This window comes from Marinobacter sp. NP-4(2019), from assembly GCF_003994855.1.
Lineage (GTDB): Bacteria > Pseudomonadota > Gammaproteobacteria > Pseudomonadales > Oleiphilaceae > Marinobacter.
On the sequence record NZ_CP034142.1, the window covers coordinates 3,623,632 to 3,639,093 of the forward strand.

Here is a 15,462-nt window from a genome sequence, read left to right on the forward strand (position 1 = left end):
CCATGAAAACCTACGACGATCCCGAACTGCAGGCCATTGCCGTGAAACTCACCTCTGACGATCCGGGCATTCGCCGGGTGGCGGTCATGGACCTGGTGGATTCCGGCGAACCGGAAGCCGTTGAGCTGGTGATCCAGGCACTTCACGACCCGGACACCAACGTGCGTCAGGAAGCCGCCAAGGTGGTGGACGAATTTGAAGCCGCCGACATGGCCGATGCGCTGATTGCCGCCCTCAGCGACAACGATGAAGTCGTGCGCAACAGTGCTGCCCACGCTTTGGCCGACCTGAAAGATCCGGCAGCCGCAGAGCCACTGTTGGAAGCCCTGGAAACCAGCACGGATGGCTTCGTAGTGTCCGGCATCCTGCGTGCCCTGAAGCCTCTGCGGAACCCTGGCGCCCAGCGCCCGGCCCTGAAACGGCTTGGCGATGAGGACCCACGCGTCCGCCGCGAGGCTGTGGCCGTTATCGGCTGGCTGAAACAGCCGGAGAACCTGCCTGCCCTGGTGGAAACCGCCCAGCACGATAAAGACCCGGAGGTACGCCGCGCCGCCACCGGCGCCCTGGTCTACGCCAGCCCACAGCAGGTTGGCCAGGCGTTGATTGGCCTGCTGAAAGATGAGCATTGGCAGGTCCGCTGCGAAGCCGCCAACAGCATTGGCAAGCTCGACCATCAAGCCGCCGTGCAGGCACTGATGGAGTCCACAAAGGACGAGCTTTGGCAGGTTCGGGAAAAGGCGGTGGATGCCCTCGGCAAGCTGGGTTCAACCGACGCCATTCCGGTATTGGGAGAGTGCTCGAAAGACGCCATGAGCAACCTGCGCAAGGCTGCCATTGGTGCCCTGGGCACCATTGCCCATAACGATGGCCGCCCCTACGTGGTGACCGCCCTGGACGATCCGGACCCGGACGTCCGCAAGCTGGCCCGCTGGGCCATCTCGAAACTGGACGCCGCGGCCTGACAGTCCGGGCCGGCCTGTTCCGCACCAGGCTGGCCCGGCAACCGCCAACACCGAGAGGAGACTGCCATGACCTTTGTTGTTACCGAAAATTGCATCCGCTGTAAGTACACCGATTGCGTCGATGTCTGCCCCACGGACTGCTTCCATGAAGGCCCGAACTTTCTGGTGATCAATCCCGAGACCTGCATCGACTGCAGTCTGTGCGTCACCGAGTGCCCGGCCGACGCCATTTTTGATGAAAACCACCTGCCGGAGGATCAGCGCCATTTCATCCAGCTCAATGCCGAGCTTTCCGAGGTATGGCCGGTCATCGACGCCACCTCCGCGCCCCTGCCGGAAGCCGAAGAGTGGGTCGACCGCCCCGACAAGATGCAGTTCCTGGAGCGCTAGTTCATGCCTCAACTTGTCATAACGAGTTGTTTCCGGACGGTATCGCTTGCCCTAGTGGTTCTGTCCGCCGCGGCGTTGGGCAGTACCCGGCCGATGGAACTGCCCGATCGCCATGTACCGCTGCCTGAGGTACCGGAACTGGTCATCCCATCCGCTATGGAAGGAGGTCCTTATGTCCAGACAAACGCTGGTTGATCCGCCAAAAGAAGTTCGCCTGAAACGCAGACTCAACGCGCTGGAACTGAACTGGCCCGATGGCCTGACCACACGGCTGAGCTGCCTGATGCTGCGCAAGTCCTGCGCCTGCTCCCACTGCACCCAGGCCAAACGCTCTGGCCGGCTCAGCCTGATTGATGCCGACATCCGCGTTGAACGGGTGGAGCTGTCCGGCGTGAGTGGTCTGCAGTTCTTTTTCAGCGACGGCCATTACCGGGGGCTTTACCCCTGGGCTTTCCTGCGCGAACTGAGCGAGCAGGTGTCATGAACCAGACACTTCGTACCCTGGATATCCGCTGGTGGGCACCGGCACGGCTGCGCTATCCCGGAGCGGCCCTGTGCGTGGTGCTGGCCCTGGCCGGCAGCTTCCTGGCGGACCACTACGGTGCCCCCGCGCTGGTGCTGGTCCTGCTGCTGGGCTTTGGTTTTGCCAGCCAGGCAGCGGATACCCGGCTGCAGCCCGGTGTGGAATTCTGCAGTCGCCAGGTCCTGCGTATTGGCATTGCCCTGCTGGGCGCGAGGATCGGGGTGGAACAACTGATGACCGTCGGCAGCCTGCCGTTGCTGGTGGTCCTCACCTGCACCCCCATTATCATCGGCTCCGCGCTGTTGCTCGGCCAGTGGCTGGGTCTGCCGCGGCTGCAAAGCCTGGTGGCCGGCGTGGCAGTGGCGATCTGCGGGGTGTCTGCCGCTGTCGCGGTTGCCGCCGTTATCCCCCAGGGCAAACTGGAGGACCGGCGGCTGCTGGGTGTCGTGGTGGGCGTCACGGCCCTTGGCACCCTGAGCATGCTGGCGTTACCGCCGCTGTTCAGTCTGCTGGGGTACAGCGAGCCCGAAACGGGCCTGCTGCTGGGCGCCAGTATCCACGACGTGGCCCAGGCCGCTGGTGCGGGCTACCTGGTATCCGATACCGCTGGCGACATCGCCACACTCACCAAACTGTTACGGGTTGCCCTGCTGGCACCGCTGGTTCTGCTACTGGGTGCGCTGCTGAACCGCAACAGCGCCGGCAAGGCGGAACACCCCTGGTTTTTGCTGGGCTTCGTCACCTTGTTCGGCATGAACAGCCTGGGCTGGCTGCCAGATGACCTGCGCCAGGTCCTGGCCACCACGTCCCAGGCCTGCCTGCTGGTCACCATGGCCGCCCTCGGTATGCGCACCAGCCTGTCATCCCTGATTGCCCAAGGCTGGAAACCCTTTGCACTGCTGGCACTGCTCAGCACTCTGCTCGTCATCACGGCCATGGTATCCATGGCCACTTACTCACCCTGATATCAACTACAATTAGCCTATACGGAGGACTATCCCATGGCTGCACTTGGAACCGAAAGCGTCATCAGCGTCCATCACTGGAACGACACCCTGTTCAGCTTCAGGACCACCCGCGATCAGAGCCTGCGCTTTGAGAACGGCCACTTCGTGATGATCGGCCTGCCGGTGGACGGCAAGCCGCTACTTCGCGCTTACAGCATTGTCAGCGCCAACCATGAAGAGTACCTGGAATTTCTCAGCATCAAGGTGCCAAACGGGCCGCTGACCTCCCGCCTGCAGCATATCCAGGAGGGCGATTCACTGTTTGTCAGCCGCAAACCGGTGGGCACCCTGGTGATGCACGACCTGAACCCGGGCAAACACCTCTACCTGTTCGGCACCGGCACCGGGCTGGCACCGTTCATGAGCATCATTCGTGACCCGGAAACCTACGAGCGTTTTGACAAGGTGGTACTGGTACATTGCGTACGTGAAGTCAGCGAACTGGCCTATCACGATTACCTGACCAGCGAACTGCCCGGCCACGAGTTTCTGGCGGAGATCATCGGCGACAAGCTGATCTACTACCCCACCGTGACCCGGGAACCTTTCCGCAACCGGGGCCGCATCACCACCCTGGTGGAATCCGGCCAGTTGGCCAAGGATACCGGCCTGCCGCAACTGAATGCGGGCACCGACCGGGTCATGCTCTGCGGCAGCCCGGCCATGCTGAAAGACCTGTCCGCCATGCTCGACGGCCTTGGATTCAAAGCCTCGCCCCATCAAGGCGAGCCTGGCGACTACGTCATTGAACGCGCGTTCGTGGAACAATAACCGGGGGTATGACCATGTCCAGTCCAGTTTCCTACCTGCCGGCTCACCAGCAGAAGCGTCAGCCCCCGGAGCAAAAAGCAGTTCCGGGTGTGAAACACCTGATTGCTGTCGCCTCCGGCAAAGGCGGCGTCGGCAAATCGACGACCACCACTAACCTCGCCCTTGCGCTTGCCAGGGAGGGCGCTCGCGTCGGTGTGTTGGACGCCGATCTATACGGCCCCAGCCAGCCCCGCATGCTGGGCCTGAAAGGCATGCCCGACAGCCCGGATGGCAAAATCCTGGAACCCATGATTGGCCACGGCATCCAGACCATGTCCATCGGTTTTCTGGTGGATGATGAATCTCCCATCATCTGGCGCGGCCCGATGATCACCCAGGCGCTGACCCGACTGGTGTACGAGACTCGCTGGGACAACCTGGATTACCTGATTGTCGATATGCCACCGGGCACCGGCGACATCCACCTGACCATGGCCCAGCGCATGCCGGTATCCGGTGCGGTGATTGTCACCACGCCTCAGGACATCGCCCTGCTGGACGCCCGCAAGGGGCTGCGCATGTTCGAAAAAGTCAATGTGCCTGTGCTTGGTATTATCGAGAACATGAGCACCCATATCTGTACCGAATGCGGCCATGAGGAACACATCTTCGGGGAGGGAGGAGCGAAGATAATGGCAGAGGAAGCCGGCACCGACCTACTGGGGGGACTGCCACTGGATATCCGCATCCGCACCGGCTCTGATTCGGGCCAGCCAGTGATGATTACCGAGCCCGAAGGTACTCTGGCAAGCGCCTATCAGGATATTGCCAACCGTATCGCCCAGGAGATTTCATCACTTGAAAGTGCAGCAGAGAATGGCGACGCTGACCATACATTGCCAAACATCGTAATGGAGTAAGAGAGCATCACTACGGTGACTCGGCATTGGAAATCTGCAAGGAACACGGGCAGCGTCCGCTCTTCTAGTCGCTGCCTTCACTGGCCTCCGGCTCGGTTTTTGCCAGTGCTGGCAGCACCAGAACCGGGCACGGGGCATTTACCGAAACATACTCCACAGTCGCCCGGCGCAGGGGCCAATGCCCACTGCTGCCACGGGATACCAGTAAAATAAGATCGGCACACAATTGGCCCGCAAGGCCCACCAATTTTTCGCCGGCGCTGCCTGCCACCACATGCAGGGTCGCATTGCGGTTCAAAGGCAGATACTTGCGCACGAGGAGATCCAGTGTTTCCCGGACTTCAGCCTCTTTCTCTTCTGGCGCCTCTTCCGCTACATGAGGGAAGAACCCGCCACCGCCGGGACTGAAAACACTGGCAAGGTGGAGCTCACCGTCCTCGGCCAGCAGATCCATGGACGCTTCCAGGGCCCGCTTGCCCTCGCCGTCATCATCCGGATCAATGGCGATCAACAGTTTCTGATACATAGTCGCTCTCCTGTGTCATTTCGGAGATGGCTTCCACCTCCGGGAAGGCTCTTCCCTGAACCAGTTCGTTCATGCTGTAGCCCCGATAGTCCGCCCGGAGTGCCCGGAAAAGTGCGACCGCCATGAAAATCAACAAAATACAGAAGGGCAGCCCCAGGGAGGTAATGACGTTCTGCAGGGCATCCAGCCCACCCGCTAACAGCAAAGTAGCGGCAATAACCCCCTGGGCTGCAGCCCAGAATATCCGCTGGCGCACGAGAGAAGGCTGATCTTCCCGACGGGTCAACATATCGATAACCAGGGAGGCGGAATCCGAAGAGGTGGTAAAGAAGATGACGATGATGACCACACTCAGAGCCGATGCCACTTCAGCCAGTGGGAAGGCTTCCAGAAAAGCGAAGATAGCCACGGAGGGGTCCTGTTGTACCTGATCGGCCAAAGCGACCTGACCGTTCATTTCCACTTGGATAGCAGATAGCCCGAAGATACCGAACCACACCAGGGTGAATGCCGTGGGGGCGAACAGGACTCCGGCAACGAATTCACGGATGGTCCGTCCGCGGGAAATCCGGGCAATGAAGATCCCCACATAGGGGGCCCATGAAATGGTCCAGGCCCAGTAGAACAGGGTCCACTGCCGCTGCCAGTCAGTTTCTCTGAAAGTTTCGGTCCAGAAGGCCAGCCAGGGCAATGCGTCGAAATAGTCGCCCATACTCTGAACCAGGCCCTCGGCAATGAAAACGGTGGGGCCAACGACAAGTACAAACGCGAGTAATACCATGGCCAGTATAATGTTGAGTTGGGACAGTCGGCGTACGCCCTTGTCCAGGCCAAGGGCAACCGAGGTAGCGGCGATACTGGTAATGATCGTGATCAGAATCACCTGAACCGCACCGGTAGAAGGCACCCCGAACAGATAGTTCAGGCCGCTGTTCAACTGCAAGGTCCCCAGGCCCAGTGAGGTAGCCACACCAAACAGGGTTCCCAGCACGGCAATCACGTCGATCGCCCAGCCCCAGGGTCCGAACGCCCTGTCTCCGAGGATCGGATAGAACAGGCTGCTGATGCGCATGGGCAGGTTATGCCGGTAGGCAAAATAACCGATGGCCAGTCCCGGCAAGGCAAAGATGGTCCAGGTATGCAGACCGAAGTGGTAAAGCGCCACTGTCATGGCGTCGCTGGCAGCCCTTTCCGAACCGGGCTGCACGCCCTCAAAAGGCGGGCTGGCGAAGTGGGAAATCGGTTCCGCCACCCCCCAGAACATCAGGATGGTACCGATGCCAGCGGCAAACAGCATGGTGAACCAGGTCAGATTGGAATAATCGGGCCGACTGTCGTCGGTTCCCAGACGGGTATTACCGTAACGGCTGACAGCCAGGCCAATCAGAAACACCAGCAATGAGGTCACGGCAAAGATGTATAACCAGCCCAGGTTACGGGCAATCCAGCCTGTGAGCACTCCAAAGCTCTCAGCAACAATCTGATCAAACGGAACCGCCAGAGCAACAAACAGCGTTGCCACCCCGGCAGAGGTGAAAAACACCCCGGGTATGGTCTGCAGCCCCAATCGGCGTTGCAGCTGTTCCAGCACACGAGCCTCCGTTTCTTCGGGAAGGATCTACGAAAGGCTTCACGCTACCACACGCGCCAACAGGTTGTGGGACAGAGATCAATTCCGGTTCAGTTGCCGCTGATGCTCCAGCATCTGTTCCATCATGAGCTGCATCTGGTTCATGCGATTCTCCATCATGTTCATGCGCTGCTCATAATCCATCCCGGCACCGCCAGCGCGATTGCCCTGCGCGTTACCAGGCTGCTTTTGGCCCTGGTTATTCATCATGCCCTGACCATTGCCCATCATTCCCTGCCCCATCATGCCCGGGCCCATCATGCCTCCACGCATCATCCCCATGTGTTCCTGCATGGACTCCATATGATGCTGCATCAGCCGCTGGCGCTCCTCTTGCGAGCGGGCATCGGGCATTTGCTGCATCATCCCCTGCATTCGCGACATATTTTCCTGCATCTGTTGCATTTGTTCCTGGTTCATCATGCCACCGCGTGGCATCTGCCCGGCATTGCCTTGTGCAAGCACAAAAGCAGGGGCAGCCACTAGAAAGGAGCACGTGATTAAACGGGTAAATCTGTTCATGAGATCCTCCTCAATATCGAGATAACGCCTGCATCACGTTCAGTAAAGTTCATGAAACTGAATCCGGGCTGAAAAGTGAACTCACAGCGGGGTTAAATCAACGTCTCTTGACCTGGATCATGGGAGCGGCGCAGCAACGAGCCCAATGCCTGTTGCGGTGAACATGCACACCGCCTCCCCGGTGCGCAAGTAGCAGTCTTAGTAGACAGGCCGTCAGAGATCCTCCATCCGGCCAATCTGATGAGCCAGACGCATGGATTCGTTTTTCTCCATGGTTAAGAGCGACTCTAACAGCTCTTTTGCTTCGGGAATCACAGCTACACCGATCAATGTCTTATAGAGCTCGATAATCTGATCATGAAAGTCGAAGACCTCATGGCAGATGCCTTCAAAATCAAGTTTCTCGTATGGCTTATCACAGGTTCTATGGGTTTTGACAGGATTGTGTGAGAGGTAGTCGTAAACCCTGGTGTCCATGGCCTTTTTATCTCCCTGATTCTCGAACTCTGTGACAATCTGGGCTAGCTCAGCTTCGTGGGATGAGAGGTAATCCAGCAGAGCTCTCGCCCTCTCCTCTTCATGAAGAGTGGCGCAATGTCCAAGACACCGCGCAAGATGCTGGTGTAGGTCCCGGGTCCAGTCGATCAGTTCACCGAATGTTTTGATCTCCATACAGTCATTTCCTCGTTCCGCGCCCACGGTGTATGAACACTTGCCTCAATAGAAAAGTTTAGTTGTTCTTGCCCAGTTTGATCACCCTCAATCTCAGGGCATTAACAATCACGCTGACCGAGGAAAGGGACATGGCGGCTGCCGCAAAAATCGGAGACAGCAGTATGCTGAAAAACGGATACAGAACACCCGCTGCAATGGGAACGCCGGCAGAGTTGTATATAAAGGCAAAAAACAGGTTCTGCCGGATATTACGCATGGTCCCGAGTGACAACCGTCGCGCTTCTACAATCCCCATCAGATCGCCTCGCAGCAACGTAATACCGGCACTTTCGATCGCCACATCGGTGCCGGTACCCATAGCCACACCTACATCGGCGGTTGCCAGGGCGGGGGCATCATTCACGCCATCGCCGGCCATGACCACAATACGGCCCTCATCTTTCAGGCGCTGAACAATCCTGCTCTTATCTTCCGGCAGGATTTCAGCTTCCACTTCATCGATATGAAGCTTGCGGGCAACCGCCTCGGCCGATGTGCGGTTGTCACCTGTCAGCATCACTACCCGGATGCCATCTTTTTGCAGTGCTGAAATAGCAGCTTCGGTGGTTTCCTTCACCGGGTCGGCAATGGCAAGCAGGCCGGCCACTTTGCCGTCGACGGCTGCAAAAATAACGGTGGCCCCATCCCTTCGGAGCTGCTCGGCCTCAGTTTCAAAGCCTGAGGTATCGACACTTTCGGATTCCATTAGCAGACGATTGCCAATCAGTACCTGCCGCCCCTCAAGCTTGCCGGTCACGCCTTTGCCGTTGGGGGAGTCGAAGCCCTCTGCATCCGGCAGTTGCAAGCCCATCGCTTTGGCTTTGTCGAGAATGGCGTGGGCCAATGGATGCTCACTGCCTTTTTCCAGGCCACCAGCAAACCGCATCAGCTCCTCCTCGCTGAATCCCTCGGCCGGAACCAGCTTTGTCACCTGAGGTTTGCCTTCGGTCAGTGTGCCGGTTTTGTCCACCACCACCGTATCCACCTTCTCCATGCGCTCCAGGGCTTCCGCATCGCGAATCAGCACACCGCTTTGGGCGCCCCGCCCGACACCCACCATAATGGACATGGGGGTTGCCAGACCCAGCGCACAGGGGCAAGCGATAATCAGCACGCTCACGGCGGCAATCAGGCCAAATGCCATGGGCGGTGTCGGCCCGACGAATGACCAGACAACAAAGGCAATAATGGCAATAACGATTACGGCTGGCACAAAATAACCCGCCACCTTGTCTGCCAGGCCCTGAATGGGTGCGCGACTGCGCTGGGCACTGGCCACCATCTGCACAATCTGGGACAGCATGGTGTCCCGACCAACCTTGTCGGCCCGCATGATGAAACTGCCCTGCTGGTTGATGCTGCCGCCAATCACCTGGTCGCCGGATTTCTTGCTGACCGCCAGGGGCTCACCAGTCACCATGGACTCATCCACATTGGAACTGCCTTCAAGTACCTCGCCGTCCAGCGGCACCTTGTCGCCCGGGCGAACCCGCAGGCGGTCGCCAACCTTGACCTGATCCAGCGACACATCAGCCTCACCGCCCTCATCGTCCAGCTTCCTGGCTGTCGCGGGCGCCAGATCCAGCAACGCCTTGATAGCTCCTGAAGTTTTCTCCCGGGCTCGCAATTCCAGTACCTGCCCCAGCAACACCAGTACCACGATGACCGCCGCTGCCTCGAAATAAACGGCCACCGAGCCGTCCTCCTGCCGGAACGCCGCCGGGAAAATCTGGGGAGCCAGTGTAGCCACCAGGCTGTAGATCAGGGCTACACCGGTACCAATGGCAATCAGCGTGAACATGTTGAGGTTACGGCTGACCACGGATTTCCAGCCCCGAACAAAAAAGGGCCAGCCGCACCAGGCCACCACGGGTGTTGCCAGTAACAGCTGAATCCAGTTGGACATCTGCGGGGCCACGATGTGATCAAGCCCGGTGAGATGCCCACCCATTTCTAGCACCAGCACCGGCAAGGTCAGAACCAGTCCGATCCAGAATCGGCGGGTCATATCCGTAAGCTCTGCGGAGGGCCCTTCATCCAGGCTCACTTGCTCCGGCTCCAGAGCCATACCGCAGATGGGGCAGTCTCCCCGTCCCGGCTGTCGAATTTCCGGGTGCATGGGGCACGTGTACATGGTGCCAGGCGCTACCGGCTCTTGCTGCTTCTGGTCTTCACCCAGGTACTGTTCGGGGCTTTCATCGAACCGGGACTGGCAGCGTGACGAACAGAAATACCAGGTTTTACCGCCATGCTGGATTCGATGTTCCGCGGTGTGCGGATCCACCGACATACCGCAAACCGGGTCCTTGACGGTATGCTCGCCGGATTCATCTTGGTGATGGGTATGCTGGTGATGATCGTGGTGATGGGCATGTTGGTGCTCAGCCATTGCGGTCTCCAGTTTTGTCTGCCGGCCAATCCGTAAAAGCAATAAAGTAGAGTAGAAAAAGATTGATGACCGGAATCAGTATCAAGAGGCCCATCCAGCCCGGATACCCGGTACGCTGGCATATACGCCAGGCGGGGATGACAACGACGATGGCAATCACCAGCATCCACAGCCAGTGCCCTGCCCACATGGTATTGCCAAACATATTACCTTCCATCATGGCACAGCCCTCCACGTCGAATGCTGGTAATTATTAATGATGGTGCGAATAAGATTCCTCATGTCCTGATTGCCGGGAATTCTGGGATTTTTTCAGGAACATCTGTTCGGCTACTGCGATAACAATCATCGTGACAACCGCCACGCCGATAACAAACGGGTCGGTATACAGTTTGACCGAGACAAAGCCTCCCAGCGCGGCAATCCGGGAGAGATCGAAAAATGCCGTAAGAATCAGCCCCAGAACCACAGTGTAGACCAACGTATGCTTCTGGATGCTGCCAGGCATCCCAAAGTGGCTGTGAGGAACCAGCTTCATCTCTGTCAGCATCGCTAGCATGCGCGAGACGGCAAAGATGCTGGCCAGAATACCGCCGGCAGTAGCCATCATGGCAATCGCCACCGTAAACCAGACACCATAATCACCCAATGCCGGGCGCGCGGCCGCGGCAAGGGAGTAGTCCCGGGTCTCGATAATTTCAGCCAGTGACAGATTGCTGGCAACGGCAAATCCGACCAGTGTGTAGATCACCACACAGGCCGCTATGGAAATGACAATGGCGCGCCCTACGTTACGCTTGGGGTCTATTACTTCGGAGCCGCTATTGGTGATCGTGGTGAAGCCTTTGAAGGCCAGTATCCCGAGCGCGGTTGCACTCAGGAAATTCCCCATGGTTCCGGCTTCTCCGGGGCTCGAGAAGTCTACTGACAGGGAGCCGGCGATCCAGACGCCCACCAGACCGAAAATCAGTATGCCCCCGATTTTCAGGATCCCGATGAAGGATGCCACGCCCTGAATCATTCGGTTACCGAGCAGATTGATCAGAAAAGCTGCAAGGATCAGTGATACACCGAGGATGGGCACCATACGGCCGCTTTCGTCGCCACCGAAAAGCTGCATGGTGTAGGAGCCGAACGTGCGGGCCAGAAAGCTCTGGGCGATCACCATGGAAAAGTACATGAGCAAGGCGTTGAACGCGGTTGGCAGCCGGTTACCATACGCCTTGTGCAGGTACATGCCGATGCCGCCGGCCGAGGGGTACGCATTGGAAATCTTAATGTAGGAATAAGCGCTGAAGCTGACGATCACTGCGGCCGCGAGAAATGCCAGCGGGAAAAGAACGCCTGTCATCTGCGCCATCTGCCCGGTAAGTGCAAAGATACCGGCGCCAATCATGACGCCGGTACCCAGCATGACTGTTCCCGGCAGGGAAAGGCTGCCCTCCTGATAGCGAGTGGTTCTGTCCTGCTCCTCCCGCATTCAACCTCCTGTTATTTCCGCTTCATTGGTGGCATTTTGGAGCAGCAAAACGGCTCATGTTTGGCATTGGCCCGGACGTTGTCCTCTGTGAACCGATACCATGCGAGTTTTCGACGAGTCCACCATCCCGCCTTTATCTGGCCGTCGTGAGCATTGATCTGTTCCAGCAGCTCATCGGTGGACCAATGAGTACCATCAAACGTGACACACAGCTGATTGTTCGATCTGCGTTCGGCTAAATCGACGCAGGGATGATGATTAAGTTCGTGGATAAAATCATCCCACTGGCTTTCACTGAGGCTTTCAATGATCAGCTTTCGGCGTAGCAGAAATGGTTGCTGGCTTGTGGTTTTGTGGGCTTTGGTTATGGGATTGCCCCTTTCTGCCTGGTTGCTGTTCCTCTATAACAGCACCCTTAACTGAACTGCGACTGAAAATGGGCGGGGACTTCGAGGCAGGTTGACTCACGTCAATTCACAGAGCAAAAACGGGCCTGGGGAGACACCCAGGGCCCGTCAACGACAAGGTCAGAAGGAGATTCTGGCGCCGACCACGGCAAACCAGTCCTCGGTACCGCCACCGGAGTCCCTGGCCAGGTTCGCCGTATCACTGTATTTACGCTCGTGAACCACGCCAATGTATGGGGAGAAGGCGCGATCAATGAGATCATAGCTCAGACGTACTCCGACTTCGGTGGAGTTCAGCCCTTCCCCGACACCAATCTCTTTATCTTCGGAGAAAGCCACCAGGGTTTCGAAGGTAGCCGAGACAATCCAGTAATTGGTGATCAGTAATTCGTACTCCGCCTCGAAGTCCACCGAAGCGTCGCCTTCATCGCTGACATAAAGATTGGTATCTACCTCGAACCAGTATGGCGCCAGCCCGGTGAGCCCGAGCACGCCATACACCCGATCCGGCCCTTCTGGGGTGTCTATGCGGATACCCGCCTTGGCATCCCAGAAGTCACTAACCGGGGTCTGGGCAACGAACTGGTTCTCCAGCATTTCCCAGGCGTTATGGGCTTCTTCCCACTCGCCCTCGAACAACCAGAGGAATTTGAGCTCATCGGTGCCATAAAAAGCGTCACCCTCAATCACCGCCAGCTCTTCATCAGAGTCGCTGTAACGGTACTCCAGTTTTTCCGCGGAAACGCCCCAGAAGGTCCTGGAAGTCTGGGTTTTCTTGCCAGCGTCTTCCTGGGCGATGGCCGGAGTAGCGAGTGTTGTCGCTGTCAGGGCAAGGCAACACATGGATGCAGTTAACCGACTCATGATTCACCTCCCTGTTTGCCGCTCTGCTTGCCTTCGGCCACGGTACTGTCCGGACCACCCTCAACCACGATCTTGCGGAACATGCCGGAAGCCGCGTGGTACGACAGGTGGCAATGGAAGGCCCATTCACCGGGTGCATCCACTTCGGTCTCCATGTAAACAGTAGTGGCCGGCGCCACGCTGATCACATGTTTGAGGGGGTTCCACTTGCCTTCGCCCACCTCGAGGATTGACCACATGCCGTGCAGGTGCATCGGGTGGGTCATCATGGTCTCGTTGACGAACTTGAAACGGACCCGCTCACCGTACTGCAGCACAATGGGATCGGCATCCTCGTATTTGATGCCATTGATGCTCCATTCATAGCGCTCCATATTGCCAGTAAGACGCAGTTCAATTTCCCGGGTCGGCTCCCGGTCTTCATACAGCGGTTTCTGGGCTTTCAGATCTGAATAGGACAGGAATTTTCCACCATTGCTGGCGGTGGGAACCAACCCGCTGCCCTTGGCATAGAAGGGATCTTCCGGAAGGGATGCATCATCCCCGTGGTCCATGCTGCCATGCCCCATGGCGCTGTGGTCCATCTCGTCGTTCCCGCCCATGTCACTGTGATCCATACCGGCCATGTTATCGCCGTTCATGTCGTCGTGCTTCATGTCGCCATGATCCATGTGTCCGGCCATATCGGCCATGGTCAGCAGGGGTGCCTCCCGCAGTTCCGGCACTTCCGCCGTCATTCCTTCTTCCGGCGCCAAGGTGCCCCGGGCATAGCCGGAGCGGCCCATGGATTCGGCGAAGATGGTGTAGGCTTCTTCATCCTTGATATGAACGATCACATCGTAGGTTTCCGCCACACCGATGCGGAACTCATCCACATTGACCGGCTGCACATTATTGCCATCGGCCTGCACCACCGTCATTTCCAGCCCGGGGATACGAATATCGAAATAGGTCATGGCAGAGGAATTGATAAAGCGCAGGCGAACCCGCTCACCGGGTTTGAAGAGTCCGGTCCAGTTCTGTTCCGGGCCCTTGCCGTTCATCAGCCCGGTAAACCCCTGAACATCCTCGATATCCGCTTTCATCATGCGCATATCACCCCACATCATCCGGTCCATCAGCGTCGCCATGAAGCCTTTCTCGGCGGATTCGGAAAAGAAGTCGCCTACGGTCTGCTGCTGTCGATTGTAGTAATCCGCAGACATTTTCAGGTTACGCATGATGCGGTCACCGGAATGGGGATGCTTGTCGGTCAGCTGTACCACGTATTCCCGGTCATAGCGGAACGGCTCTCGCCCTTCGGGTTCTATAACAATCGCGCCGTAGGCTCCGTTAGGCTCCTGAAAGCCGGAATGGCTGTGGAACCAGTAGGTACCGTTCTGGACGATAGGGAACTTGTAGGTAAAGGTTTCTCCGGGCTTGATACCAGGGAAGCTGATGCCCGGCACACCATCCTGCTCAAAGGGCAGAATCAGGCCATGCCAGTGGATGGACGTCATTTCGTCCAGGTTATTGGTGACATTGATGGTCACCTTTTCCCCTTCCTTGAACCGCAATACCGGCCCCGGCGAAGCACCGTTGTATCCAATGCCTTCCTTGACGAAATCCCCGGTATCAATCTGGACCCGGTCAACGGAAATATCGTACTCGCCGGCCAACACCTGCAACGGCATCAGCCCGGCGAGGATGGCAATAAGAAAACCTTTATTCATTGCACCGACTCACTGTCAGATTCCCCTTCGACGCGATCTTTGGCCGCAACTGTAGAATCAATCTTGATGTCGCCGTACATGCCCGCCTGGTAATGGCCAGGCACGTTACAGGCAAACTCGAGGTCGGTGGCCTTGGTGAATTTCCAGATGATCTCCCTGGAATCCCCCGGTTCCATCAAGACACTGTTGGGATCGTCGTGCTTCATGGAATGGCCATTGCCCATGTCCATGTTCATCATGTCGTGGTCAATGTGATCGCCCTTAAGTACGCCGTGCTCCACCATCATCTGCATCTCTTCCTGGTGAGCTTCGTGCATATCGGCGGTGCCAATGTTGAACTCATGCACCAGTGCACCTTCATTTTTCACCTTGAAACGGATGGTTTCTCCCGGCTGCACATGAATCGACTCAGGCTCGTAATAGTTGTCGTGCATGGTCACTTCAACCGTGCGGGACACGTTTCCGGCGTTGCCGGGCTCGCCTATGACATTGCCGCCGTGGTGCCCACCAGCGTGATTTCCGGCGGCATGGGCTCCTGAAGACAATGCCAGGATCATCGCTGGAAGCACTGCAATCTTGAGTATCGGATTCATCGTTTTCTCCGGGGAATAAAGTGATCGTTCAAATGTGAGCCCTACTTTGCCCTCGCAATCTGAATTCTTGCTG

17 protein-coding genes are annotated in these 15,462 nt (G+C 57.7%); 6 read left to right on the forward strand and 11 right to left on the reverse strand.

Features of this window, described 5'->3' with window-relative positions; all coding sequences use genetic code 11:
* The first annotated feature begins 2 nt into the window (after positions 1–2).
* The 6 genes from EHN06_RS16515 (at position 3) to apbC (ending at position 4,552) form a co-directional block, all read left to right on the forward strand.
* Positions 3–962, forward strand: coding sequence for a HEAT repeat domain-containing protein (locus EHN06_RS16515; RefSeq protein ID WP_127333614.1), 960 nt, complete (start codon positions 3–5; stop codon positions 960–962).
* 66 nt (positions 963–1,028) lie between these two features.
* Positions 1,029–1,352, forward strand: coding sequence for a ferredoxin FdxA (gene fdxA / locus EHN06_RS16520; RefSeq protein ID WP_127333615.1), 324 nt, complete (start codon positions 1,029–1,031; stop codon positions 1,350–1,352).
* Positions 1,353–1,524: 172 nt separating this feature from the next.
* A complete protein-coding gene (locus EHN06_RS16530) occupies positions 1,525–1,836 on the forward strand; it encodes a DUF971 domain-containing protein (RefSeq protein ID WP_127333617.1) in 312 nt (103 codons plus the stop codon).
* On the forward strand, positions 1,833–2,840 hold the full coding sequence (locus EHN06_RS16535) for a YeiH family protein (RefSeq protein WP_127333618.1): 1,008 nt from the start codon (positions 1,833–1,835) through the stop codon (positions 2,838–2,840). The genes EHN06_RS16530 and EHN06_RS16535 overlap by 4 nt, the downstream gene beginning before the upstream one ends.
* A 36-nt stretch (positions 2,841–2,876) precedes the next feature.
* Positions 2,877–3,653: a ferredoxin--NADP reductase gene (locus EHN06_RS16540; RefSeq protein ID WP_127333619.1), complete on the forward strand. Its 777-nt coding sequence runs from the start codon at positions 2,877–2,879 to the stop codon at positions 3,651–3,653.
* A gap of 14 nt (positions 3,654–3,667) precedes the next feature.
* Positions 3,668–4,552, forward strand: coding sequence for an iron-sulfur cluster carrier protein ApbC (gene apbC / locus EHN06_RS16545; protein WP_206075676.1), 885 nt, complete (start codon positions 3,668–3,670; stop codon positions 4,550–4,552).
* Positions 4,553–4,616: 64 nt separating this feature from the next.
* On the opposite strand, the gene EHN06_RS16550 is transcribed toward apbC, so the two are convergent.
* The 11 genes from EHN06_RS16550 to EHN06_RS16600 all read right to left on the reverse strand — a co-directional run bounded on the left by EHN06_RS16550 (position 4,617) and on the right by EHN06_RS16600 (position 15,389).
* Positions 4,617–5,078: a universal stress protein gene (locus tag EHN06_RS16550; RefSeq protein WP_127333621.1), complete on the reverse strand. Its 462-nt coding sequence runs from the start codon at positions 5,076–5,078 to the stop codon at positions 4,617–4,619.
* Positions 5,050–6,669, reverse strand: a complete 1,620-nt coding sequence (locus EHN06_RS16555) for a BCCT family transporter (RefSeq protein WP_127333622.1) — start codon at positions 6,667–6,669, stop codon at positions 5,050–5,052. Before EHN06_RS16555 ends, EHN06_RS16550 begins: the two co-directional genes overlap by 29 nt.
* A gap of 78 nt (positions 6,670–6,747) precedes the next feature.
* Complete coding sequence (locus EHN06_RS16560; RefSeq protein WP_127333623.1) at positions 6,748–7,230, reverse strand: hypothetical protein; 483 nt, start codon at positions 7,228–7,230, stop codon at positions 6,748–6,750.
* Positions 7,231–7,443: 213 nt separating this feature from the next.
* Entirely contained in the window at positions 7,444–7,902 is a 459-nt protein-coding gene (locus tag EHN06_RS16565) for an ATPase (RefSeq protein ID WP_127333624.1), read from the reverse strand.
* Between the two features lie 58 nt (positions 7,903–7,960).
* Complete coding sequence (locus tag EHN06_RS16570; protein WP_127333625.1) at positions 7,961–10,333, reverse strand: heavy metal translocating P-type ATPase; 2,373 nt, start codon at positions 10,331–10,333, stop codon at positions 7,961–7,963.
* Positions 10,326–10,553: a hypothetical protein gene (locus EHN06_RS16575; RefSeq protein ID WP_127333626.1), complete on the reverse strand. Its 228-nt coding sequence runs from the start codon at positions 10,551–10,553 to the stop codon at positions 10,326–10,328. The genes EHN06_RS16570 and EHN06_RS16575 overlap by 8 nt, the downstream gene beginning before the upstream one ends.
* Before the next feature lie 33 nt (positions 10,554–10,586).
* Positions 10,587–11,813 (reverse strand): APC family permease, encoded by a 1,227-nt coding sequence (locus tag EHN06_RS16580; RefSeq protein ID WP_127333627.1) that lies wholly within the window; start codon positions 11,811–11,813, stop codon positions 10,587–10,589.
* Between the two features lie 11 nt (positions 11,814–11,824).
* On the reverse strand, positions 11,825–12,181 hold the full coding sequence (locus tag EHN06_RS21725; protein ID WP_127334480.1) for a hypothetical protein: 357 nt from the start codon (positions 12,179–12,181) through the stop codon (positions 11,825–11,827).
* 159 nt (positions 12,182–12,340) lie between these two features.
* A complete protein-coding gene (locus tag EHN06_RS16590) occupies positions 12,341–13,084 on the reverse strand; it encodes a copper resistance protein B (RefSeq protein WP_127333628.1) in 744 nt (247 codons plus the stop codon).
* Positions 13,081–14,796, reverse strand: a complete 1,716-nt coding sequence (locus tag EHN06_RS16595; protein WP_127333629.1) for a copper resistance system multicopper oxidase — start codon at positions 14,794–14,796, stop codon at positions 13,081–13,083. The genes EHN06_RS16590 and EHN06_RS16595 overlap by 4 nt, the downstream gene beginning before the upstream one ends.
* Positions 14,793–15,389 carry a cupredoxin domain-containing protein gene (locus EHN06_RS16600; protein ID WP_127333630.1) on the reverse strand — a complete coding sequence of 199 codons (597 nt, stop codon included), beginning with the start codon at positions 15,387–15,389 and terminating at the stop codon, positions 14,793–14,795. The genes EHN06_RS16595 and EHN06_RS16600 overlap by 4 nt, the downstream gene beginning before the upstream one ends.
* Between the last annotated feature and the right edge of the window lie 73 nt (positions 15,390–15,462).